The following is a 24,188-nucleotide window of genomic DNA, read 5'->3' as shown; positions in this document are numbered from 1 at the left end:
GATGCAATAAAAACTAAAATACTAATTAAGAAAGTTCCGATTAAATCATACATAGGATTACCATAACTTACTTGAAACCATAATATTCTAGCTAAAATGAAAATAGCAACAATAATGAGACTATAACAAAATCTTTTCATACTTTAGAACCACATACAACGACCAAAACTCCATATTAATGACGCTGCTGCCGCTGCTGGCGCCACGTTCTTTAAACCAACTTTCAAAATTAATTTAGCTATTTCTGCTGCTGCTTTACGTTGTAGTAATCCCACAATTCCTCCACTCAATAAAGATGAAACCGCAGAAACTCCTAATGTATCTTGAATAGCTACAACCGCACAATGCCCTATATTAGCACGAAAAGTTATACTAGATTTCACACTCAAATCATCATTCACAATTTTTTCAACATGAGCTAATTCATCACTATAACCATATTTCTCATAAATTGCATTAAAATCTATATTCTTTACTAATCCATCTTGACCATAAACAACAGCATTATCTAAAATATACTGAATAACATCTGTTAAGTGTTTTTCCTCATCACTAACAGTATCAGTTCTAGTAGCAATACCATCAACACTATTCGCATAAATAACAGAAGTTGAGGACGGTATAACTGTTGCACCGATCATAAAAGCTGCTGCAATCGTAAGGAAAATTTTATATAATTTTTTCATAATATATACCTTTTTCTTTATAAAGACAAATACTTTTTAAAAAACAATACTAATTACATCAACATATAGTACATTGGTTTCACCTCTATTCTTTTCACAAATATAAATATCCTTACATTAACTCGGTCGGAAGCCATGGAGCTAAAGATACAGCTACCATTATTGCAAAGAACAAATAAAAAAGATATTTTTTCTTCATCACTTTTTCTCCTTTCATCTATATGATATAATATGATGAAAAGGCATTCACAAAATGCCCACTATTTTCACATTTAATATTTAACACAAGGAGTCGCCTATGCGTTGGGATATTGGCACAGTTTACAAGACGATTCGAAAAGCAAAGGGAATCACCCAGCAAGAGATTTGCGGAGATTGGATTTCTCGCTCCAATCTTTCCAAGTTTGAAAGCAACCAATCCGTTCCCAGCTATGAAACCATGGAATTTCTGCTCCACCAGATTGACATGAGCTTTGGGGAATTTGAATATATTTGTAATTACTATAAACCGCGGACAAGACAAGTGATTATCAATCAAATGTCAAACCACTTATCTATTGTTAATAATACAGAACTTAAAAAAATTGCTCATCTATGCGAAGAACATCTTAAAAAAGTCAAACATGATTTGCCAATCCAAAATATTCTCTCCACAATCAATATTACTATGGAAGTACGAGAGCATAACTTTAGCGATAAAGCAAAACAATTGGCAGAGCAAATTTGGACAGACTTAGAAAAGCGAGATGTCTGGTACGAAAGTGACTTTCGTCTGTTAGGTGTTATTCTCTTCTTCTTTCCAATTGAAACCATTCAGGAGATTACCGAAAAAATTCTCACCAATCTTGAAAAATATAATGATTATAAAAACATCAAAGGAACTCAAGCCTCTATTTTATTCAATCTTTCCACCGTTTATTTTCTCAATAACCGCCTTGACGATTGCCAGCGTATCACCGAGATGATCTTACCGCTCGCCAAGCAAACCAAACGATACGACAAGCTCGGCTTTGCTCAGGTTCGCCTAGGCATTTGCCAAGGAGACGACGCCCTTATCCAGAAAGGTCTCCAGTTACTTGAGTTGACAGAAGAAACGACCTTGCTCGAAAACTTGAAAGAAGAAGTCAAACAGCATCGTACTTCCCATTTCTCTCATGTTTCACGTGGAACTTCAGCACCCTAAAAGAGACGGAGAAGCAAATGACTTACAACGGATTTGTATTTTTTGATATTGACGGTACCTTGGTTGATAGCCAAGGACAAGTCCCAACAGACAACAAAACAGCCATTGCTCAACTACGAGCCAACGGCTTTCTGCCTATTATCTGTACGGGGCGCGGGCGCGGAGAAATGGGGACGGTTCTGGAAGACGCTGGGATTCATTCCGCTATCTTGCTAAATGGCATGGAAATCCTCCATGAAAAGCAATTCCTGTTTGAAGGACGAATTGCACAAAACAGCATTCTCAAGCTCCTGCAACTGGCAAAGGAAAATAAGCACGACCTCGGTTTTTATTCGCAAGGAGAAATGCGTGTGACGGCGCTCAGTCTGACCGTTCAGCGGAATTTCCGCTATTTTCATCAAGACCTGCCCCAAGTCGGTCCGACCATTTATCAAAACCAGCCTTGTCAGATGTTGCTCATTTTTAGTGAGGAGCCTGACAAAGACACCCAGTATCAGACAGAAATCCCTGAACTGCACTTTTTCCGTAACAGCCCCTACTCGATAGACATCACGCCGCACGGCTGTAACAAAGGCTCTGGGATTCAGCACCTGCTGACCTTGCTGGCAGACGAAGCACCGACTTACGCATTCGGAGACGGACTCAATGACCTGACCATGTTTGAAACAGTAGATTATCCCATTGCAATGGGCAATAGCCAAACAGCCGTCAAAGAAGCAGCCACTTTCATCACGCGCTCTAATGATGACAATGGCATTCCACATGCCCTTGCCCATTTCGGTTTGATTTAAAAAGGGTGGGACAAACATCGATATTTCGTAAAAAAACGATGTTGTCATCCACCCCGTAAGGTTGAATTTTATTCTAGAAATAAACGAGTCTGGAACACTGTTTATACATCATCTTCCCCGATTTCATTTTCCTGTGGGTGATTATGTTAGTGTCCCAGCCTCTTTTTGATTAAACTAATTCTTTTTTATTTGGATTGTAAACCAAGAAACCAAGACCAACAAAGAGCAGCAGAACGATTGTCATGAAGGCAACTTGTCCGCCGACTTGCCCTGTCATCGAAATTGTTTGACGCAAAGCCGAAACAGAGTAACTCATTGGCAACCAAGGATTGATATTTTGGAAAATCTTATCCGTCAATGGCAGTGGGTAAGTCCCTGCACTAGAGGCTAGTTGCAACAATAACAAAATCAAAGAAATGAAAGCACCAAGCTTGGTGTCCCACGTTACCAGAGCCGTCACCACCGCCATGAAGCACATGCTCGTTAAAAGAATGATTCCAAGCGTTGTCCATTCATGGTTGGCGGTTAAGCCAATCATATGTACCGCACCATACACCAACAAACCTGCTAAGAGAGAAATAACGCCATTGACCTGAATACGTGCTTTCAGCCATTCCATACGTGTCTCAGGTTTCTTACCAGAGGGCAACGTGTTAAAAATGATATTGGTTGAAATCGCTGCTACAAAAAGTGCCACAGAAATCATATATGGAGCCATACCGATACCATTTTTACCAACGTGGTCTTTATCTGTTTTCTTCGTTGTCAATGGATTTGCAAGCGCCTTGGCGTTGGCTTTATTGGTTGTCACCGTGGATAATTGATCTTTGGCGTCTGTCAAACCTGCTGTTAAGCTGTCCGCACCCGACACAAGTGCTCCCAGATTAGACGTGATAGTTGAGCTGCCGTCTGCCAGCTTCGTAGAACCATTCGCAATTTGACCAGCACCGTCAGATAGTTTGCCTGCCCCTGACACAAGAGCCGCAGAGTTGTTCACTAATTGACTAGCGCCGTCTGTTAATTTTGCTAAACCAGCGTCAATTTGACCATTATTAGCCGCCAATTGATTAGCTCCAGAATTGATTTTTGCCATACCAGATGTCAATTGGTCGCTATTGCCAGATAAGGTATTAGCTCCTGCCGTAATCTGAGCAACCCCATTGGTGTAGTCGGTTACACCTTTTGCTAATCGACCAGCACCCGTTGCTAAACTCCTTTGCAATTGTTCAATACCTGCTGCTACTTGATTAGCACCCGCAGTTGATTGTTGCAAAGCTGCAAGAATTTTTGCTTGGGATTGTTGTGCGCTCGTTTGAAGCTCTGAAAGCGCACCTTTTGCTTGTTCGATAACAGCGATGTTTTGTTGATTAGAAGATTGCTCTGGCAAGTTCGCCACTTGCGTCTTGAGCGCTTGAATATTTGTCAACATGTTTGCCGCAGCTGTAGCGGTTTGACTTGGAGCTTGTGAAATCGCAGCATTGATTTCTGATTGCTCACTAGCACTTAACTTTTGATAAGCAGCTGTAGCAGCCACGTTAGTTGCAATCGTAGCCTTGTCTGTCGTCGCACTATTGGCAAGTGTGTTCGCAGCTGTCTCCATATCGTTCAAAGCAGTCGTCATGCTCGCTTTAGCGGCTGACAAGTCTGATCCAGTTGAAAGAGCGGTTTGCACAGCAGTTAAACCTGCTTGCAAATCCTGTAGCTTTTGAACTTGTTCAGCAGTCATGCCAGATTGTTGAACAGTCGTCATTAACGTGTTCAGCCCCGTGGCCAATTGATGCGCGCCGCTTGATAATTTTTGAATTTCTCCATTAGAAGCACTCAATTGATTGACCCCAGCTAATAAGTTTTGCGATTGACCGTTTAATTGATTTGCGCCACCTGCAAGATTTACCACACTATTGGTATAGGTAGTTAAGCCATCTGATAATTGCCCTGAACCGTCAGCCAATTGACCAACAGCACTTGTATACCCTATCAGACCTTTTGATAATGTATCTGAGCCAGAAGCCAATTGACCAACAGCATTTGTATAGTCTGTCAGACCTTTTGAAAGCGTATCTGTCCCAGAAGCCAATTGACCGACACCTGACGTATAAGCTGAAAGGCGTGTCGATAGCGTACCAATTCCGTCTGACAGCTGACGCACCCCAAGCGTATAGGTTCCCAAACCTGTCGTCAATGTATTAGCGCCGTCTGCAAACGTCATGCTAGAGCTAGATAAAGTATTCAAATTATCTGTCAAGGTTTGACTACCCTCTTTCAATTGTTGACCGCCAGAAGCGAGTTGCCTACTACCAGAAGCAGCTGTTATCATGCCTTTCTTCAAGCTATTCATACTCTTGAAGAGCGATGTCGTGTATGTATTGGTCACATTGTTTGCGACAGTTTGTTGAAGTCGCGTCATAGCCGAATCACTCATCTTACTAGCAATAAAACTGTGCCCGCTAGACGTTTGATAATCAATCTGCATCTTTTGTGGTTTATTATCCAGAATACTAGCTGCCTTTTGGGATAAATCACTTGGAAGCGTGATAATCATATAATAATCACCCTTCTCTAAACCTTTCTTTGCCTTTGCTTCAGATACAAAATGAAAATCTAAAGCATCATTCTTTTTAAGACTTTTCACCATATCATCACCAACGGATAAGGTGTTGTTGTTAAATGTCTCATGTTGGTCTTTATTTACAACCGCTACTGGCAATTCTGAAACTTTACCATAAGGATTCCACATGGAGCTCAAAAAGATCACATTATAAAGAGCAGGAATCAAGGAAACACCAATCATGACAATCACAAAAATTGGTTTTTTGAAAATTGCTTTCCATTCTTTGAACATTTTTTCTCCTCTATCTTAGACACTCTGTATAAAAATTTTATTTTTTGAAATATTTTTATACACATTGTCTAAATATTTGATATAATAGATTATACAGTTTCTGAAATTTTTCACAAGAGAAAAATTTCAATTTTAGACACGTTGTATAAATTTGTTCAAAAGAGGAAAACTAATATGGCAGAAAGTAACAAGCGCCAAAAAACAAAAATGATTATTGAAAACGCGATGGTAGAGCTACTGGAACACGAATCATTCGACCAGATTAGTACTGTCAAGTTGACCAAGACTGCCGGCATTAGTCGCAGTAGTTTTTACACGCATTATAAAGATAAATATGACATGATTGAGCATTATCAGCAAAAACTTTTTCATAAATTAGAATACATTTTTGATAAGTATGCCCAAGATAAGCGCAATGCCATTATAGAAGTTTTTGATTTTCTCACACGCGAATCTCTCCTTTCTGCCTTATTGACAGAAAACGGAACCAAAGAAATCCAAACTTTTTTACGCCATAAATTCCAAATTATGCTAGCCGAAGACCTACAAGATCGCTTCAGTAGCAAATTGCTGAGTCAAGTAGAAAAAGAGTACAGCTATGTTTATCTCACAAATGCCTTTTTCGGTGTCTGTCAAATGTGGATTTCCAGAGGAAAAAAAGAAAGCCCCGAACAAATGGCAGATTTCCTTTTAAAAATGCTGTATTAGAATATTTCTTATACCTTGCCCTAGTAGCACCCACAAGCTCTCTAGGGCTTTTCTTCGTAATCTTTACAACAAAAAAGAAGCTGGGGAAATCCCAACTTCTGATAATCCATCGATTAAAGTTGTTTGTTATAGTATTCAACGACAAGCGCTTCGTTGATTTCTGGGTTGACTTCATCGCGTTCTGGAAGGCGAGTCAATGAACCTTCTAATTTTTCAGCATCAAATGATACAAATGCTGGACGTCCAAGAGTTGCTTCAACCGCTTCAAGAATTGCAGGTACTTTAAGTGATTTTTCACGAACTGAAATCACTTGACCAACAGATACACGGTAGCTAGGAATATCTACACGTTTTCCGTCAACAAGGATATGACCGTGGTTTACGAATTGACGAGCTTGACGACGAGTAGTTGCAAGTCCAAGACGATAAACAACGTTATCCAAACGACGTTCCAAAAGAAGCATGAAGTTAAAACCAAGGATTCCGCCTTTGATTTTAGTTGCTTGTACGAACAAGTTACGGAATTGTTTTTCACCTACACCGTAAGTAAAACGAAGTTTTTGTTTTTCAGCCAATTGCAAACCGTATTCTGACAATTTGCTACGGTTGTTTGGTCCATGTTGACCTGGTACGTAGTTACGACGTGCCAATTCTTTCCCTGTACCTGTAAGTGAAAGACCCAAACGACGAGCTTGTTTCCAAGATGGTCCTGTATAACGTGACATAAAAATGTCCTCCTGTAAAAAATAATAATTTGAGGAAATAGTCACTTAGAAAGCCCTGATTCGTGCAGAACATTTTCGCCTAAACAGCCAAGGCTACTTTTATAGCTAATATTCTGTTGACGAGCTTCATGCCCTCCTGCTGCTATTTCACACAAAAACTATTATATCAAAAAAAATCCTATCTGTAAAGACGGATTTTTACCAGATTATTTCTTTCTATGAAAATAACCTTTTTTCTTCAACAATTCCTCTATCGCAATTATATTTTGCTGTTCAGATGTTGCTAAAATAGTTTCAAATCCTAGACTTTTAGCGACATCTAAATTAACCTGTAAATCATCTATAAATACACATTGATTAGCTTGTAATGCGTATTGAGCTAGTAACTTTTGATAGATGCTTTTATCTGGCTTTGCATACCCTACTTCGTAAGAAAGGATTTTCCCAGTCAAAACTTTCGTCATCGGTAATAAACCTGCATTTTCAACTGCATAAAATATCTCACTTGTAGTAGACAAAATATAAACGCCATATCCCAGCTGAGCCCATTCAAAAATTTTCTCTTGTAGCTGATGATAAACATCTACTGTCTCATACCAATGAGTAAAAATAGCCTCAACAGTGGCAGAGTAAGAACTATCTAGCAATGTTTGAGCCGCCTGAATGGCTTCCTCCAAAGTTAATTCTCCAGTATCGGTCTGAGCCCAAAGCCCCGAATCAAAAATAGCAGCCTTGACGCACTTACGGTCTCCTTCATCTTTTACAAAAGCAGCTAAAATCTTAACAGGATTCCATTCAATTAAAACATTGCCAAAATCAAAAACTAGATTTTTAATCATTTTTCACTCCAGCCACATCAATCAAAGCAGTTTTTCGCCATTAAAACCTATTTATTCTCAATCCAAATAACGAATGAGATTTTTCTCTGTTAAAATATCTGAATAAGTATAAGATTCGACATAAGTGTTTTCAATCTCACCTGGTTGACCTCCATTACTTGTATATTCAACGATAAACAAAGAAGGATAAACTTCAATCAAGCGCCCTTTCTTATTTTTTTGACGTTTACGACCATTTTCAAGAGTCATTTCTACCATTTTGCCCTCATGGGCTTTGATTTCTTCTTTGATTTTTCTCATTTTTGCAACATCTGTAAATGCATCACTCATTATTTATTCCTCTCTCTTGGAAATACTTGAAAACTTATTGTATTCTTTTTGGAAAATCAATTCTACCGTACCACGCGCACCGCTACGGTTCTTTTCGATAATCACTTCAACCTTGTTGTTTGGAAGCCCTTCAGGTTCTTCACCGCCGCGTTCATAGTAGTCATCTCGATATAAAAATGCAACAATATCTGCATCCTGCTCAATAGAACCCGACTCACGAATATCTGATAAAACAGGCCGTTTGTCTTGGCGTTGCTCCACGCTCCGTGATAATTGGCTCAATGCAATAACTGGCACTTTCAGCTCTTTTGCTAAAATCTTTAATTGACGAGAAATTTCCGAAACCTCTTGCTGGCGATTTTCCCGACCAGTTCCTGTAATCAACTGCAAGTAGTCAATCAAGATCAATCCAAGATTTCCTGTTTCTTGCGCTAATTTTCGAGCACGTGAACGAATCTCTGTGATTCGAATTCCTGGAGTATCGTCAATGTAAATGCTAGCTTCTGCTAGATTTCCTTGTGCAATCGCATACTTGCTCCATTCTTCATCCGTCAATTGTCCTGTACGGATTGAATGTGATTCAATCAACCCCTCTGCTGCCAGCATTCGGTCTACTAGGCTTTCTGCCCCCATTTCTAAAGAAAAGATAGCGACTGTTTTATCTAGCTTTGTTCCAATATTTTGAGCAATATTGAGAGCAAAAGCTGTTTTACCGACCGCTGGACGAGCTGCCACGATGATTAACTCTTCTTCATGCAGTCCTGTGGTCATGTGATCCAAGTCTTGATAACCTGTCGCAATCCCTGTAATATCAGAAGTTTGCTGAGACCGCGTTTCCAAGCTACCAAAGTTAAGATTCAAAATCTCTTTAATATTTTTAAAGCCGCTTCGACTAGCATTTTCACTAACATCGATCAGCGCTTTTTCAGCCCCAGCAATGATTTCATCTGCAGGACTGGCACCATCATAAGCTAGATTGATAGAGTCTGTCAACCGCGCAATCAACCGGCGCAAAACAGCCTTTTCTGCTACAATCTTAGCATAATATTCAGCATTGGCAGAAGTCGGTACTGAGTTGACCACTTCAACCAAGTAAGACAAGCCACCAATATTTTGCAAATCACCCTGACTGTCTAAAATATTACGAACAGTTGTCGCATCAATGGCATCGCCTCGATCTGCCAAGTCAATCATCGCTTTAAAAATTAACCGATTGGCATATTTAAAGAAGTCAGTTGGCTCGATATATTCACGAACAAACACCAGCTTACTTTCATCAATAAAAATCGCACCTAAAACAGATTGCTCTGCTAAAATATCCTGCGGTTGTGCTCGCAATTCATCAATATCTGCCATAAGACCTCCTCTCTCAAAAAATATTCTTCAATTAACCTTCTTTTACATGTAAGTTAATCACACTCGTCACATCTTGATAAATTTTCACTGGCACATCAATCAAGCCAACAGAACGAATAGGATTCTTGACTTGAATCAATCGTTTATCAAGCTTAATTCCAAATTGCTTTTGTAATTCTTCAGCAATTTTTTTATTGGTAATAGAACCAAAAGTACGTCCATCTGGTCCTACTTTTTCAGTAAATTCAACAATTGTACTTTCTGCTTCCAACTTTTCCTTAATGGCTTGCGCTTCAGCCAGCATTTCAGCGTGTACTTTTTCTTCTGATTTTTGTTTACCACGAAGTTCACCAATAGCTGCAGCAGTTGCTTCCTTTGCAAGATTTTTTTTAATCAAAAAATTCTGTGCATAGCCAGTAGGCACTTCTTTAATTTCACCTTTTTTTCCTTTACCTTTTACATCTGCTAAAAAGATTACTTTCATTCTTCTAACTCCTTATCTTTTAGTACTTCACGAACAATAATTTCATTTAAGCTATGAACCACCTGAGCAATTGTCTGGTCAAGAATTTGCGCTGCTGCTAAATTGAAATGACCGCCTCCACCCAGTTCTTCCATGATACGTTGGACATTGATTTTACTACGACTACGAGCAGATATCGAAACACTGTTTTGCTTATTTTTACTAACGACAAAGCTAGCTTCAATCCCTGACATAGCTAACATAGCATCTGCTGCTTTACTGATAACAACTGTATCATAGCATTTTTCTTCTACACCTGTCGCAACGAGTACATTCGGCAAAATTTTCTTACCATTCAAAATCAACTCATTCACTTCACGGTACTCATCAAAATCCGTTGCTGAAATATCTTGAATAGCCACGCTATCACTTCCGCGCGTGCGCAAATAGCTCGCTACATCAAACGTCCGACTCGTTACACGAGAAGAAAACTTCTTCGTATCCAGCATAATCCCAGCCATCAACACACTAGCCTGCATTTTACTCAAGCGTTTTGTCTTAGAATTTTGGAATTGAATCAACTCTGTTACCAATTCACAGGCACTGCTTGCTCCACTTTCGATATAAGTGATAACAGCATTTTCCGGAAAATCTTGATCTCTTCTGTGGTGATCAATGACGATAATTTGGTTAAACAAATCATAAAACTCTTTTGATAAGGTCAGAGCTGTTTTTGAATGATCCACCATAATCAACAGAGAACGATTGGTCACCATTGTCATCGCATCAGCAACCGAAAGAAGATTGGTCTCTCCTTCATCCTGCAGCCTGCGAACTGCTCGCTCAATATCCGCAGCCATTTGATGAGGATCATAAACAGCATAGGTCTGATCAATAATATTACTAGCAAATACTTGCATTCCCACAGCAGAACCAAGCGCATCCATATCCAAATTTTTGTGTCCAACTACAAAAACTTGGTCCACACTTTTAATCTTATCCGAAATAGCGGTCATCATAGCTCGCGTGCGAGTACGTGTCCGTTTCACCGATGCAGCTGAGCCACCACCAAAGTAAACAGGATTCTTTGACTCATCATTTTCTTTGACAACAGCCTGATCACCACCACGAACTTCAGCAAGATTCAAGTTTAAGAGAGCCACTTTACCAATCTGCTCATGATTACTATCACCATAAGAGAAGCCCATACTCAATGTGAGAGGAATTTCCCGCTTTTTAGCTTCTTCCCTAAACTGATCAATAACTGCAAACTTATTTTGCATTAACCGATCTAGCACCGTGTAATCCGTAAAAATATAGAAACGATCCATTCCCACACGACGAGAAAACATGGCATATTTTTCTGCAAATTCAGAGACAAAATTTGCGATAAAGCTATTAATGTGGCTAATATCTGAATCTGAGACAACATCCTCTAAATCATCATAATTATCGACTGAAATAATACCAATAACTGGCCTTGTCGTTACTAATTCTGAAGTAGCCTCATACTCACTAGAAGCATCAAAAAAGTAAAACACACCTGAAGCATGATCTAAGTAGACCGAATATTTTGTATCCCCAATTGTTGCATACGATCCAGCACCCTCAGATGGTGTTTTGGTAATTTTTTGCAGCAAATCCACATCAAATTCACCGTCTTCATTGGTAAGAATCAACTCTGCATAAGGATTAAACCATTCTACATTTCTAGATGTTTGATCAACTTTTACAACACCAACCGGCATTCTTTCAAGCAATGATGCCAAACTATTTTCTGCTTGGTCATTCACATACTGGATTTGTTCCACTTCATCAATTTCATAACTTTTTTGTTGGTAAATCAATAGAAAAATCAAAAGAGCAAGCACCAAAAAAAGCGCAGATAACATCAGAATGCTGCTACCAAAAACTCGTAATAAAATAGCTAAAATTCCAAAGGAAATAACGCCCATGATTACAAAATGAATTGGAATAAAACGAAATTTTTTCATCACAAACCTCTTAACCGCCATTTTACCACAAAAGCTCTAAAAAAGCGAGTTTTCCCTTATTAAAACAAGCCAAACAATACTGTCAAACATTAGAAAAAATTAAATCTTCCTGCATCTCTTTGCTCACTTTACAAAGCAAAACACCTGATTTCCCCATTAAATTAGCTTTATTTCTCTGGTAGTTTACAGCTTTGTCAAGTATTATTGACGAAAAAAACACTTGCTCAGAAATGTGAACAAGCATCTTCATCATTTATTTTTTTGCTTTTTCTTGATTTTTTGAGATACTTCGTGATTTACCTTCCAAATAAACCATCAAAATCGAAATATCCGCTGGATTGACACCTGAAATCCGACTAGCTTGTCCAATTGTTTCTGGGTTTATTTTCTTGAATTTCTGACGAGCTTCTGTCGCAATTGAATCAATATCATCCCAGTCAATGTTTGCTGGTATCCGTTTTTCTTCCATTCGTTTCATCTTCTCAACCTGATCCAACGCCTTAGAAATATAGCCTTCATATTTGACTTCAGTCTCAATCAATTCGATTATCTTTTCATCTAAATCTTCAGCTGCTGAACCGACAAACTTGACAACATCTTGATATGAAACTTCTGGCCGACGCAAAAATTCTTTCGCTGTAACTGCGTCTGTCAATGGTTTAAAGCCTAATTTTTCAACCATTTCATTCGTTTCTTTAATTGGCTTTAATTTAATGGTGCTCAAACGCTTCATTTCAGTCTCATATTGATTCTTCTTAATTTCAAAACGCAGCCAGCGCTCATCATCAACCAATCCTACCCTGCGTCCAATTTCAGTCAATCGCATATCCGCATTGTCGTGTCGTAAAATGAGACGATATTCAGCACGGCTTGTCAAAAGACGATACGGCTCCACCGTTCCCTTAGTGACCAAGTCATCAATCATGACCCCAATATAACCATCACTGCGTTTCAAAATCAGTTCTGGCTTTCCTTGAACTTTCAGAGCTGCATTAATTCCTGCGATAATGCCCTGTCCCGCTGCTTCTTCATAACCAGATGTCCCATTCGTTTGCCCAGCTGTAAACAGACCTGAGATTTTCTTAGTTTCTAGAGTAGCGCGAAGCTGATGTGGCATAATCATATCATATTCAATCGCATAGCCAGTTCGCATCAATTCAGCATTTTCAAGTCCCTTAATAGAATGCACTAAGTCTTTTTGAACATCTTCTGGCAAACTCGTTGACAACCCCTGAATATAAACTTCTTCCGTATCTCGACCTTCTGGCTCCAAGAAAAGTTGGTGGCGCTCTTTATCTGCAAAACGAACAATTTTGTCTTCAATTGACGGGCAGTAACGTGGTCCTACACCTTTCACCATTCCTGAAAACATTGGTGCACGGTAAAGGTTGTTTTGAATAATTTCATGACTTCTTCCATTAGTATAAGTTAGCCAGCAAGGAATCTGATCTTTAAGATAATCCTCATCATGAGAAGTATAGGAAAAGTGGTTCGCTTTTTCGTCTCCAGGCTGAATATCCGTCTCTTCATAATTGATAGAAGAAGCTTTCACACGCGGAGGAGTTCCTGTTTTAAAACGCCCAATTTCAAACCCTAAATCACGTAAATTGTCTGCTAAATTAATTGCAGCTAAACTATGATTAGGACCAGAAGAATACTTCAAATCTCCAATAATAATTTCTCCACGCAGAGCTGTACCGGTTGTTACGACAACTGCCTTTGCCGCAAACTCTTGGTGCGTGGCTGTTTTCACACCAACGACTTTCCCGTTCTCAACTAGAATCTCATCTATAATAGTTTGACGCAAAGTGAGATTCTCTTGATGTTGAACCGTCTTGCGCATTTCTTTAGAATAAAGTTCCTTATCTGCTTGCGCACGAAGAGCACGAACTGCTGGACCTTTCCCAGTATTGAGCATCTTCATTTGAATATAAGTTTTATCTATATTCTTAGCCATCTCTCCACCTAGAGCATCCACTTCACGTACAACGATTCCCTTGGCAGATCCTCCAATAGAAGGATTACAAGGCATAAAAGCTAGCATTTCAATATTGATTGTCGCAAGTAGGACTTTACAGCCCATTCGACTGGCTGCTAACGAAGCCTCAACACCTGCATGCCCAGCACCAATTACGACAATATCATAACTTTCAGTAAAATTGTGTGTCATCTTTTCTTTCCTTATTTTTTCACCAAAAAAGTCAAACCTCTAGAAGTGCAGGACAAAAAGCCTGCAACATCCATGAGCTTTGACCATCATAGTTATTGCTATATCCATTTTAGCAGATTGCTAAAAAATGTCAATCTAAATATACTGTTGAAGCTTACCATCTTTATAGGCATTGTCAATCAAGCCACCACCAAGACACTCTTCTTCATCATAAAATACAACGGCTTGTCCAGGTGTAATAGCACGTTGAGGTTCTGCAAAGTTGACAATTGCCTTGTCACCCTTTACAGTTACTGTAACCTTAGAATCTGGCTGACGATAACGAAACTTAGCTGTACATTCCATAGTAAACTCAGCTGGCATTTCTCTTGTAAAATGTACTTGGCTAGCGTCAAGACTCGTTGACATCAAGTTGTCATGGTAAAAACCTTGACCAACATAAAGAATATTTTGACTAAGATCCTTACCCACTACAAACCAAGGTTCATTATCTCCTCCATGCTGACCACCAATGCCAAGGCCACCACGCTGACCAATTGTATAATACATCAAACCAGCATGCTCACCCATATCTCGACCATTAACTGTCATCATGCGACCAGGTTGAGCTGGTAAATAATTTCCCAGAAATTCTTTAAAGTTTTTCTCACCAATAAAGCAGATGCCGGTTGAATCTTTTTTCTTAGCAGTAGCCAATCCTGCTTTCTCTGCAATAGCTCGAACTTCAGACTTTTCTAAATGTCCCAACGGAAACATCGTTTTTTGCAGCTGCTCTTGTGATAACTGACTAAGGAAATAAGTCTGATCTTTGCCATTATCCACTCCTCGCAGCATATGAACAATTCCGTCTTCATCGCGCTTTACACGCGCATAGTGACCTGTTGCCACATAGTCCGCTCCCAATGTCATAGCATAGTCCAAAAAAGCTTTAAACTTAATTTCTTTGTTGCACATGACATCTGGATTCGGGGTTCTACCAGCTCGATATTCAGCTAAGAAATATTCAAAAACGCGATCCCAATACTCTTTTTCAAAGTTGACAGAGTAGTAAGGAATTCCAATCTGATCGGCCACAGCTGCTACGTCTTTATAGTCCTCAGTAGCTGTACAGACCCCATTTTCGTCTGTGTCGTCCCAATTTTTCATGAAAATGCCAATCACGTCATAGCCCTGCTCCTTTAACAAAAGAGCCGTAACTGACGAATCCACACCGCCACTCATTCCGACAACGACACGTGTTTTAGAATGATTACTCATCGTGTTCTCCCATCTTTTCGTTATTTCACGATTGAAGGTCGTGTTTTGCTTTCAACGATTGAAGGTCGCTTAGAGCAAGGTTTATTATAACACGAAATAACCTTAAGAACAAATTTCAATAACCAGATAGCAATAACTTTACACTGCTGTAAACTAAAAATTCAGTGGATGAAACAATAGAGATCCTATCAAAAGGCCGAATCTAGTGAGCGACTTTGTAGCTTCTATCTATACCTGAAAATAGTACTTTTAGCTGTAAACTACTATATTAAAGCCTTACTCTCATCACAAAAGAGGCTGGGACAAAAGTCCGACCTCAAATATAAAAAGCGAACAAAACTAGTTTTCTGGTAATCAGAATTCTGCTTTGTTCGCTTTTCGCATTTAATTATAGATTTGAAGGGCTTAATAATTAAGATTTTTAAAAATTGAAATCTTTTTGTCCCAACCTCAATAATTTTTTGTATTTATCAATACCAGCCATTTGCTAACCAGAAAGTCTTAGCAGCTGGCCAAGAACCATAACGACCCGCTACATAATCGTCCGCTACTTTTTCTTGATTCTCTGCTGACAAGTCACCATTTAAATATGATAAACTCAATTGGTAACGACCATAATATTGTCCATTTTGGGCTGTATAACTGCCACTTGATTCTTTTTGCGCAATCCATTCTTTTGCAGCTGCATCTTCATTACTCAGACCAGATGTGGTAGTTGCAGAATTACTTGACTCCGCAGTTGTAGGGCTTGTAGCTGTGTCATCTAACTCCAATACTTGCCCAACACTAATTAGATGAATATTGCTAATCTTATTTTTCTGAGCAATTTTATCAACTGTTGTATTATGTGATGCAGCAATAGCTGAAAGAGTATCTCCAGATTTTACTGTATAACTATCTGCGTTTGCAAGTGTAGGAAGAAAGAACAGCGCTGTTGCTGCTAAGCTTATTAAACCTACTTTAGTTTTTTTGTTTGTATTCTTTAAATTCAAAATCATTTAGATTCTCCTTTTCTGTGATAGAACTATCATATACCTTAATTATTACTATTGTTTTTTCCTTTCATTAAAAATATTACAAACAAATTGAAGAGAGACTAAAATCCATCCTATATTTATTTGCTTTAAGGTTACTATAAGAAAAGTGACCTCAAAGGAAGTTTAGAATTTACGTCACATTCATTTTATTAGCTAAAAAGGCAGAAAAATATACTGAACTTTGATATAATGAAGATAATGAATTTATAAGGAGTTACGATGAACTCACTAAAATTTCAATCTGTTTTTGATATTATTGGTCCTGTTATGATTGGTCCATCTAGTAGTCATACAGCAGGTGCTGTTCGTATTGGAAAAATTGTTTCATCAATTTTTGATGACGAGCCAACAGAAGTTGAATTCCAACTATTTAATTCTTTTGCGAAAACTTATCGTGGACATGGTACGGACTTGGCTCTTGTAGCTGGGATTCTCGGAATGGATACAGATAACCCTGATATTCCCAATAGCCTAGAAATTGCCCATAAAAGAGGGATTAAAATTGTCTGGACGATTCAAAAAGATAGCAATGCTCCACACCCAAATACAGCTAAAATCACCATTAAAAATGAGCAAAAAGCGATTAGTGTTACTGGTATTTCCATTGGTGGTGGAAATATTCAAGTGACTGAATTAAATGGTTTTTCTGTTTCGCTCAGCATGAATACCCCGACAATTATTATCGTCCATCAGGATGTTCCTGGAATGATTGCTCATGTTACTGAAGCACTTTCTCGTTATAACATCAATATCGCACAGATGAATGTCACAAGAGAAAAAGCAGGTGAAAAAGCTATTATGATCATTGAAGTTGACAGTCGCAGCTGTGAAGGAGCTATTGAGGAAATCAGGAAAATTCCTAAACTTCATAATGTCAATTTCTTTAAATAGGAGAGTTTATGTTTTATTCAATCAAAGAATTAGTGGAGCAAGCAGATTTAGACTTTCAGGGTAGTGTTGCCGAACTGATGATTGCTACTGAATACGAACTGACAGGTCGTGAACGAGATGAAGTCTTACGCTTGATGACTAGAAATCTAGAAGTTATGAAAGCTTCTGTCGTTATGGGATTAGATGAAAGTAAATCTCGGAGTGGTTTAACAGGTGGCGATGCAGCCAAACTCCACAAATATATTCAATCAGGAAAAGCTCTTTCGGACTATACTGTCTTAACGGCAGCAAAAAATGCTATTGCTGTCAATGAATACAATGCTAAAATGGGGTTGGTCTGTGCAACACCAACAGCAGGAAGTGCTGGTTGTTTACCCGCTGTCCTTACATCTGCTATCGAAAAATTAAATCTTACTGAAAAACAACAACTAGACTTTTTATTAACAGCTGGAGCTTTCGGTCTAGTCATCGCTAATAATGCTTCTATTTCAGGAGCTGAAGGTGGCTGTCAAGCAGAAGTTGGATCAGCGTCAGCTATGAGTGCAGCAGCTCTTGTTTTAGCAGCAGGTGGTACCCCATTTCAAGCCAGCCAAGCAATTTGTTTTGTGATTAAGAATATGCTTGGATTAATCTGTGACCCCGTTGCAGGTCTAGTAGAAGTTCCCTGTGTCAAACGAAATGCTATGGGAGCTAGCTACGCTTTCATTGCCGCTGATATAGCTTTAGCAGGTATTGAATCAAAAATTCCCGTTGACGAAGTAGTTGACGCTATGTATCAAGTTGGAGCAAGTATGCCAACTGCCTTTCGTGAGACTGCTGAAGGTGGATTGGCAGCTACACCTACTGGTCGTAGATTATCCAAAGAAATTTTTGGATAATAACTTTCTACACAAAAGGAAAAAGTTTACATCCCTGTAAACATGAATTTAGACTATGCAAAATTTTAAATATATTTTTTTCGACTTAGATGGAACACTTGTTGACAGTTCTGTAGGAATCAAGAATGCTTTCCAATACGCATTCACTTCACTAAATATCAAAGCCCCTGATAGCAAAGAGCTGGATACTTTCATTGGACCACCTTTAGAAGTTAGTTTCGCTTCTGTAGTGCCAGAGACCAATGTCAATCAAGCTATTGCTTTCTTTAGAGAATACTATAAAAATAACGGTGTTTTTGAAGCTCAACTTTACAAGGGTATAAAAGAACTGTTGTTAGAATTAGAACATTCGGATTACCATGTCTATATTACCACTAGTAAAAATGAACCAATGGCCCATAAAATGGCACAATATCTAGAAATTGATAAACATTTCAATGGTATCTTCGGCTCTCTTCCAAATTCTTATCATAAAGCAGATGTTATAACTCGTGCTTTAAATAATTCTCATGCTAATCTTGAACAATCTATCATTGTTGGGGATACAAAATTTGATATAATTGGTGGAAAATCAGTCGGAATTGCTACTTTAGGAGTTCTGTGGGGATTTGGAAACAAGAAAGAATTAACTGACAATGGGGCAGATTTTATCTCAGATTCGCCTCAGAAAATTTTAACAGCTTTGGTAAATAATACTTTACATGAATTGTAAACCATATTTACAATATACAATCAAAGATTCTAAAACAAACAACTATGTTTGCTAAGTCAATCACCTATAGAAAAAGACGAATCATTTTCTGAACTGCACCCCAAAAGTTAGACAAGAAAACTCTAACTTTTAGGGTGTTATTTTTATGAAATTAAGTTATGAAGACAAGGTTCAAATCTATTACTTGCGAAAAAGCGGCGCAACTCTCAAGTCATTATCAAAACAGTTTAACTTCAATCAGTCAGGGATCGAATATCTGATTCGGCTGATTGATAGGCATGGAGTAGGCATTGTCAAGAGAGGTAAGAAGACTTATTATTCTCCTGAACTAAAGCAAAAAATCCTTCATCAAGTTCTTCTTGAAGGGCGTTCTCAATTGTCAGTCTCTCTCGATTTTGCCCTTCCTAACAGGGGGACTCTCCCAAATTGGCTGGCACAATATAAGAAAAACGGCTATACTATTGTTGAGAAACAAAGAGGGAGACCACCAAAGATGGGACGTAAGAAAAAGAAAACTTGGGAAGAAATGACGGAACTAGAGCGACTTCAAGAAGAGAACGAGCGTCTTAGAACGGAGAATGCCTATCTAAAAAAGTTGAGGGAGTTACGCTTAAGGGACAAAACCTTACAGCACGAAAAGCAGAGACAATTAGAGAGATGGTCAAGGGAGGATTCCGATTAAGTTTCCTACTAGCCATAGCTAAACTCTCTCGTGCAACTTACTATTACCAGCTAAAACAGCTGGACAAACCAGACAAGAATCAAGAGTTAAAAGCTGAAATTCAATTGATTTATGATGAGCACAAGGGAAACTATGGTTATCGTCGGATTCATCTTGAACTGAAAAATCGTGGCTTTCACGTTAATCATAAGAAAGTTCAGCGATTGATGCAAGTGATGGGACTACAAGCTCGAATTCGTCGTCAACGGAAGTATTCTTCTTACAAGGGGGAGATTGGTAAGAAAGCTGAGAATCTCATTCAGCGTCAATTTCAAGCTTCTAAGCCTTATGAGAAGTGCTATACAGATGTAACCGAATTTGCCTTACCAAACGTCAATGGAAAGCTCTACCTGTCTCCTATTTTAGATGGGTATAATAGTGAAATCATTGCCTTTACCTTGTCACGTTCACCTGACTTGAACCAGGTCAGAACAATGTTAGCCAAGGCTTTTCCTGCTGAAACCTACAAGGGAACCATTCTCCACAGTGACCAAGGCTGGCAGTATCAGCACCAGTCTTATCATCAATTCTTAGAAGCGAAAGGAATTGTCCCATCTATGTCTCGCAAGGGCAATAGTCCAGACAATGGGATGATGGAGTCCTTCTTTGGCATCCTCAAATCGGAGATGTTCTACGGTTATGAGAAGAGTTATCAATCGCTTGAGGAGCTGGAGAAAGCTATTGCAACTTATATTGTTTATTACAACAATAAACGGAGCAAAACTAAACTAAAAGGACTTAGTCCTGTGCAGTACAGAACTAAATCCTTTCACTAATATTTTTTGTCTAACTTTTTGGGGGCAGTACAAATGGTTCGTCTTTTTGTTTACTCATTTATCATAAAATTTTGCTTAATAGTTCCAAGCTGATAACCCTTGTGCACTATATGCACGATAAGCAGCCTGAATTTGATCATCTACTGTAGCTGTTGAACCCCAACCTGGCATTGTTTGAAAAAGACCACTAGCTCCTGATGGGTTATAAGCATTAACTTGTCCGTTTGACTCACGAGCAATAATCTGTTCCCAAGTTGACGCTGGAACACCTGTTAATTCTGCCATACGAGCAGCTGCATAAGCACCTGTCGCTCCTGCTGTATTACCATTAGAAAGAACAACATTTGAAGAATGATTTGCTGTAGCTGGTTGCGAATAAGTAGTTGAAGCAGCAGGTGCATTATACGTCACATCTTCATAAGTTACAGCTTCTTCTGTTGCAGCCTCTGTCGAACCTGCTGAAAGATTCTCTTCATCAAGCTCTAAAATTTGTCCAACTTTAATCAAGTCCGGATTTTTAATTTTATTGAGCTCAACTAACTTTTCAACTGATGTATTTTTTTCTTTAGCAATTTCTGATAAAGTATCGCCTGATTTAACAGTATAAGATTCAGCACTTGCAATAGTTCCTGTTGCAAAAAAAGCAACTGCAGTAAGAAGTCCTGATAACGTTAATTTCATTGATTTCATGTATATATCAATTTCTCCTTTTTTCGTATAATACTATATTACACATAAAATATTACTCTAATCTTATAATTGTATTACAAAGATTACAGAAATATTGATTTTATACGCAAAAAACGCTTTAAAAGGCGTTTTTTTGCTAACAATAATATAAGTTTTTTAACTTTTTAAGAAAAATAACATCAAACCTAAGATAAACATAGTAAAAATAGAAAGTGTGTCTTCTTTTTTCCACCTCAACTGACGGTAACGGCTTCTTCCTACACCACCTTGATAACCTCTCGCTTCCATAGCAGTTGCCAAAGCATCTGCACGCTTAAAACTAGAAGCAAATAACGGAATCAAAATAGGAATAATTGATTTTACCTTTTGAACAACACTTCCTTCACCAAAATCAACCCCACGCGCCCTTTGAGCATTCATAATCCGTGTTGTGTCATCCATCAAAGTAGGGACGAAGCGTAAACTCATTGACAACATCAACCCTATTTCATGAACGGGTACCTTTAATACTGCTAAAGGCCGCAATAATGATTCAACTGCGTCTGCCAAACTAAGTGGCATGGTTGTTAAAGTTAGGAGAGTAGAAAAAATAATAATTAAAAGAAAGCGACTAAAAATGATGCCTGACTGAGCTAAACCTACCTCTGTGATTCTTATAAAGCCAAATTGAAATAACAACGAGCCACCAGATGTAAAAAATAGTTGGAATAAAGTAGTAAAAGCAATCAAAAAGACCATAGATCTTAATCCTTTAAGGAAAAAAACTAAAGGAATCTTTGAAAGCCCAACTAGTAATATTGCAAAGATGAACAATAGGCCATTAGTTACAATATTATTTGCTAAAAAGATAATTAAAATAAAGAAAAACATTGACAAAAGTTTGCTGCGAGGATCTAGTCGATGAATGATTGAATTTCCAGAAACATATCGCCCCAAAATCATACTATCCATGTAGTAACTCCTTAAATTCTTTTATGGTGATAGGTAAATACGGAAGAGTTAGCCCTCTATTTTTTAATTCTTGTGCAAATTTTGTAATTTTGGGAACTCCTAGTTGAATACTTTCCATAAATGCTACAGCTTGAAAAACTTGCCGAGGTTCTCCGCTTTTGACTAACCTTCCTTTTTCCATCACATAGACCGTATCTGCAAAATTAGCGACATCATCCATCAAATGCGTTACCAAAACAATGGTCATTCCTGTTTCATGTAATCGTTTAAATAAACTCATCAATTCTTTTCGTCCAGCAGGATCTAAACCCGCTGTTGGCTCATCCAATACAAGAATATTTGGTTCCATGGCTAGAATACCAGCTATGGCTACTCGACGCATTTGTCCCCCAGACAGTTCAAATGGGCTACGTTCAAATAATTCTTCTGAAATTCCAACAAGAGTTAACTTTTCACGTGCTACACGTTCAGCGTCTTCCTTTGATACTCCAAAATTTTGTGGACCAAAAGCAACATCTTTTAAAACGGTCTCATCAAAAATCTGACTTTCAGCAAACTGAAAAACTAGACCTACCTTTTTACGTACTTGTTTAATATCCTTGTTTATAGATGTCGAAGTAATTTTGACATCATCAATCGCGACACTTCCTTCAGTTGGCACTAGAAGCCCATTCAGCAATTGTAAAATAGTTGATTTCCCACTACCCGTATGACCAACCAAAGCAGTATATGAGCCATCTTTTATTTCTAAATTGACTTCAAAAAGGGCAGGACTCTCAAAGGGAGTGCCTGCTTGATAAGTATAACTTACATTTTCTAAAGTGATTCCCATAAATAATCCTGCAATTCTTTTTCTGTTAAATAGCGCTCTGGCAATTGAAAGCCTGAGTCCAGCAAAGTTGCTTTTACTTGATTTGTAAAAGGTTCATCTAAACCTAAATCTTCTAAATCCACTCGTGAGAAAAGCTCACTTGGTGTACTAGTTGACTCTACTTGTCCTTCTTTCATCACCAAAACTCGGTCACTAAGAGCTACTTCATCCAAATCATGCGTGATAGAAATAACAGTCATACCATGTCGATCTTTAATTTTTTTAACTGTCTGAATCAACTCTAAACGCCCTTCTGGGTCCAACATACTAGTTGCTTCATCTAAAATAATGATGTCAGGACGCAAAGCAACCACACCAGCAATAGCCACGCGCTGCTTTTGTCCACCAGAAAGCCTTGCAGGTTCACGTTCTTTAAAATCTTGCATTCCAACAATGTCTAATGCTTCTTGAACTCTGTCAAACATCGTTTGGTAATCCATCCCTTGATTTTCCAAACCAAAGGCAACATCATCCTCAACAGTCGCCCCTACAAATTGATTATCTGGATTTTGAAAAACCATCCCAATATGCCGGCGCTTTTCCCATACATTTTCAAGAGTTAATTTATCTCCATCAATGATAATCTCGCCACTTTCTGCTTCCAACAAGCCATCTATTAAACGAATCGTCGTAGACTTGCCACTGCCATTATGCCCCACAATAGACAGCCACTCTCCTTGTTTCACGTGAAACGTCACATCTTTAAGGATATAACTATCTACATGATTATCGTATTTATACTTTAAATGCTGAACTTCAATGATATTTTTCATATTATCTAAATGTGTCTTTAAAGAGATAAGCACTTCCTTTGAAGTAATCATAACCTGAATAAATCGTAAAAATCAATGCAATATATAGCAAAACTTGTCCTAGCAGTGTCCAGTGCAATAACAGAAAAATAATGGAAAACATCTGCGTAAATGTTTTTATTTTCCCAGGCATCGCTGCTGCTAAAACTGTTCCTCCAGTTTCAACCAACAATAGCCGCAAACCTGTCACAGCTAACTCTCGACAAATGATAACCGCAACCACCCAAGCAGGTGCCATATTCATTTCAATCAACATAATAAAAGCTGACATGACCAATAACTTATCTGCCATCGGATCAGCAAATTTCCCAAAATTTGTTACAACCTTCCATTTACGAGCCAAATATCCATCCAAATAGTCTGTAATACTAGCTACTGCAAAAATAATCGCTGAAAAGACGTGCATTCCAACAGAGTGACCCAAGGATAGTATTAAAATAAAAATTGGAATTAAAGCAATCCGTAAAAGAGTTAAAGCATTGGGAATATTTTCTTTTTTCATTTT

At 38.4% G+C, this 24,188-nt stretch carries 24 protein-coding genes; 7 read left to right on the top strand and 17 right to left on the bottom strand.

The genetic code is table 11. The features are described 5' to 3' along the window. Positions 1-143: 143 nt before the first annotated feature. Positions 144-686, bottom strand: coding sequence for a hypothetical protein (locus ANG_RS00880; protein WP_003037107.1), 543 nt, complete (start codon positions 684-686; stop codon positions 144-146). Positions 687-984: 298 nt separating this feature from the next. Between ANG_RS00880 and ANG_RS00875 the strand changes: the two genes are divergently transcribed. Together ANG_RS00875 and ANG_RS00870 are read left to right on the top strand one after the other, a co-directional pair. Next, entirely contained in the window at positions 985-1,869 is an 885-nt protein-coding gene (locus ANG_RS00875; protein WP_003037119.1) for a helix-turn-helix domain-containing protein, read from the top strand. 17 nt (positions 1,870-1,886) lie between these two features. Continuing rightward, positions 1,887-2,660, top strand: a complete 774-nt coding sequence (locus tag ANG_RS00870) for a Cof-type HAD-IIB family hydrolase (RefSeq protein ID WP_003037125.1) — start codon at positions 1,887-1,889, stop codon at positions 2,658-2,660. A gap of 169 nt (positions 2,661-2,829) precedes the next feature. On the opposite strand, the gene ANG_RS00865 is transcribed toward ANG_RS00870, so the two are convergent. After that, positions 2,830-5,502 (bottom strand): YhgE/Pip domain-containing protein, encoded by a 2,673-nt coding sequence (locus ANG_RS00865; protein ID WP_025271556.1) that lies wholly within the window; start codon positions 5,500-5,502, stop codon positions 2,830-2,832. 174 nt (positions 5,503-5,676) lie between these two features. Here ANG_RS00865 and ANG_RS00860 point away from each other — a divergent pair, with 174 nt between their 5' ends. Continuing rightward, positions 5,677-6,210 (top strand): TetR/AcrR family transcriptional regulator, encoded by a 534-nt coding sequence (locus ANG_RS00860; protein WP_003037114.1) that lies wholly within the window; start codon positions 5,677-5,679, stop codon positions 6,208-6,210. Positions 6,211-6,323: 113 nt separating this feature from the next. Here the strand turns inward: ANG_RS00860 and rpsD are convergent, their stop codons facing one another. From rpsD to apf, 10 genes are all read right to left on the bottom strand, one after another. Further along, the gene (gene rpsD, locus ANG_RS00855) at positions 6,324-6,935 is read right to left on the bottom strand and encodes a 30S ribosomal protein S4 (RefSeq protein WP_025271555.1); all 612 of its coding nucleotides are present in this window, start codon (positions 6,933-6,935) and stop codon (positions 6,324-6,326) included. 206 nt (positions 6,936-7,141) lie between these two features. Next, positions 7,142-7,774: an HAD family hydrolase gene (locus ANG_RS00850; RefSeq protein ID WP_003037112.1), complete on the bottom strand. Its 633-nt coding sequence runs from the start codon at positions 7,772-7,774 to the stop codon at positions 7,142-7,144. Between the two features lie 57 nt (positions 7,775-7,831). Further along, entirely contained in the window at positions 7,832-8,104 is a 273-nt protein-coding gene (locus ANG_RS00845) for a Veg family protein (RefSeq protein ID WP_003037156.1), read from the bottom strand. Positions 8,105-8,107: 3 nt separating this feature from the next. Then, the gene (dnaB, locus tag ANG_RS00840; protein ID WP_003037117.1) at positions 8,108-9,460 is read right to left on the bottom strand and encodes a replicative DNA helicase; all 1,353 of its coding nucleotides are present in this window, start codon (positions 9,458-9,460) and stop codon (positions 8,108-8,110) included. 31 nt (positions 9,461-9,491) lie between these two features. Next, the gene (gene rplI, locus ANG_RS00835; RefSeq protein ID WP_003037167.1) at positions 9,492-9,944 is read right to left on the bottom strand and encodes a 50S ribosomal protein L9; all 453 of its coding nucleotides are present in this window, start codon (positions 9,942-9,944) and stop codon (positions 9,492-9,494) included. Continuing rightward, a complete protein-coding gene (locus ANG_RS00830; protein ID WP_003037158.1) occupies positions 9,941-11,917 on the bottom strand; it encodes a DHH family phosphoesterase in 1,977 nt (658 codons plus the stop codon). The genes rplI and ANG_RS00830 overlap by 4 nt, the downstream gene beginning before the upstream one ends. 82 nt (positions 11,918-11,999) lie before the next feature. Beyond that, a complete protein-coding gene (locus tag ANG_RS11140) occupies positions 12,000-12,170 on the bottom strand; it encodes a hypothetical protein (RefSeq protein WP_157768691.1) in 171 nt (56 codons plus the stop codon). Continuing rightward, positions 12,171-14,087 carry a tRNA uridine-5-carboxymethylaminomethyl(34) synthesis enzyme MnmG gene (gene mnmG / locus ANG_RS00825; protein ID WP_003037149.1) on the bottom strand — a complete coding sequence of 639 codons (1,917 nt, stop codon included), beginning with the start codon at positions 14,085-14,087 and terminating at the stop codon, positions 12,171-12,173. Between the two features lie 135 nt (positions 14,088-14,222). Continuing rightward, a complete protein-coding gene (gene mnmA / locus ANG_RS00820; protein ID WP_025271554.1) occupies positions 14,223-15,344 on the bottom strand; it encodes a tRNA 2-thiouridine(34) synthase MnmA in 1,122 nt (373 codons plus the stop codon). 470 nt (positions 15,345-15,814) lie between these two features. Then, positions 15,815-16,342 carry an aggregation-promoting factor gene (gene apf, locus ANG_RS00815; protein WP_003037122.1) on the bottom strand — a complete coding sequence of 176 codons (528 nt, stop codon included), beginning with the start codon at positions 16,340-16,342 and terminating at the stop codon, positions 15,815-15,817. Positions 16,343-16,600: 258 nt separating this feature from the next. Here apf and sdaAB point away from each other — a divergent pair, with 258 nt between their 5' ends. The 4 genes from sdaAB to ANG_RS10765 all read left to right on the top strand — a co-directional run bounded on the left by sdaAB (position 16,601) and on the right by ANG_RS10765 (position 20,359). Then, on the top strand, positions 16,601-17,272 hold the full coding sequence (sdaAB, locus tag ANG_RS00810; protein WP_003037091.1) for an L-serine ammonia-lyase, iron-sulfur-dependent subunit beta: 672 nt from the start codon (positions 16,601-16,603) through the stop codon (positions 17,270-17,272). An 8-nt stretch (positions 17,273-17,280) separates the two neighbouring features. Continuing rightward, the gene (gene sdaAA / locus ANG_RS00805) at positions 17,281-18,150 is read left to right on the top strand and encodes an L-serine ammonia-lyase, iron-sulfur-dependent, subunit alpha (RefSeq protein ID WP_003037102.1); all 870 of its coding nucleotides are present in this window, start codon (positions 17,281-17,283) and stop codon (positions 18,148-18,150) included. Positions 18,151-18,205: 55 nt separating this feature from the next. Further along, positions 18,206-18,862, top strand: a complete 657-nt coding sequence (locus ANG_RS00800; protein WP_003037147.1) for an HAD hydrolase-like protein — start codon at positions 18,206-18,208, stop codon at positions 18,860-18,862. A 145-nt stretch (positions 18,863-19,007) separates the two neighbouring features. Next, a protein-coding gene (locus tag ANG_RS10765) for an IS3 family transposase (RefSeq protein WP_148290573.1) occupies positions 19,008-20,359 on the top strand; the annotation gives its coding sequence in 2 pieces (ribosomal slippage) (positions 19,008-19,470 and positions 19,470-20,359; 1,353 coding nt in all). Between the two features lie 75 nt (positions 20,360-20,434). Here the strand turns inward: ANG_RS10765 and ANG_RS00785 are convergent. The 5 genes from ANG_RS00785 to pgsA all read right to left on the bottom strand — a co-directional run bounded on the left by ANG_RS00785 (position 20,435) and on the right by pgsA (position 24,185). After that, complete coding sequence (locus tag ANG_RS00785; protein ID WP_003038249.1) at positions 20,435-21,049, bottom strand: LysM peptidoglycan-binding domain-containing protein; 615 nt, start codon at positions 21,047-21,049, stop codon at positions 20,435-20,437. Positions 21,050-21,205: 156 nt separating this feature from the next. After that, entirely contained in the window at positions 21,206-22,000 is a 795-nt protein-coding gene (locus tag ANG_RS00780) for an energy-coupling factor transporter transmembrane component T family protein (RefSeq protein ID WP_020999897.1), read from the bottom strand. Then, the gene (locus ANG_RS00775; protein WP_004225051.1) at positions 21,993-22,832 is read right to left on the bottom strand and encodes an energy-coupling factor transporter ATPase; all 840 of its coding nucleotides are present in this window, start codon (positions 22,830-22,832) and stop codon (positions 21,993-21,995) included. The genes ANG_RS00780 and ANG_RS00775 overlap by 8 nt, the downstream gene beginning before the upstream one ends. Beyond that, positions 22,817-23,644 (bottom strand): energy-coupling factor ABC transporter ATP-binding protein, encoded by an 828-nt coding sequence (locus tag ANG_RS00770; protein WP_003038248.1) that lies wholly within the window; start codon positions 23,642-23,644, stop codon positions 22,817-22,819. The genes ANG_RS00775 and ANG_RS00770 overlap by 16 nt, the downstream gene beginning before the upstream one ends. A 1-nt stretch (position 23,645) precedes the next feature. Next, positions 23,646-24,185, bottom strand: a complete 540-nt coding sequence (gene pgsA, locus ANG_RS00765) for a CDP-diacylglycerol--glycerol-3-phosphate 3-phosphatidyltransferase (protein WP_004225055.1) — start codon at positions 24,183-24,185, stop codon at positions 23,646-23,648. Between the last annotated feature and the right edge of the window lie 3 nt (positions 24,186-24,188).

Origin of the sequence: Streptococcus anginosus subsp. whileyi MAS624 (assembly GCF_000478925.1) — a bacterium.
Taxonomy (GTDB): domain Bacteria; phylum Bacillota; class Bacilli; order Lactobacillales; family Streptococcaceae; genus Streptococcus; species Streptococcus whileyi.
Note: the sequence above shows the minus strand (reverse complement) of the source record. Positions and strands in the feature narration are given on the sequence as shown.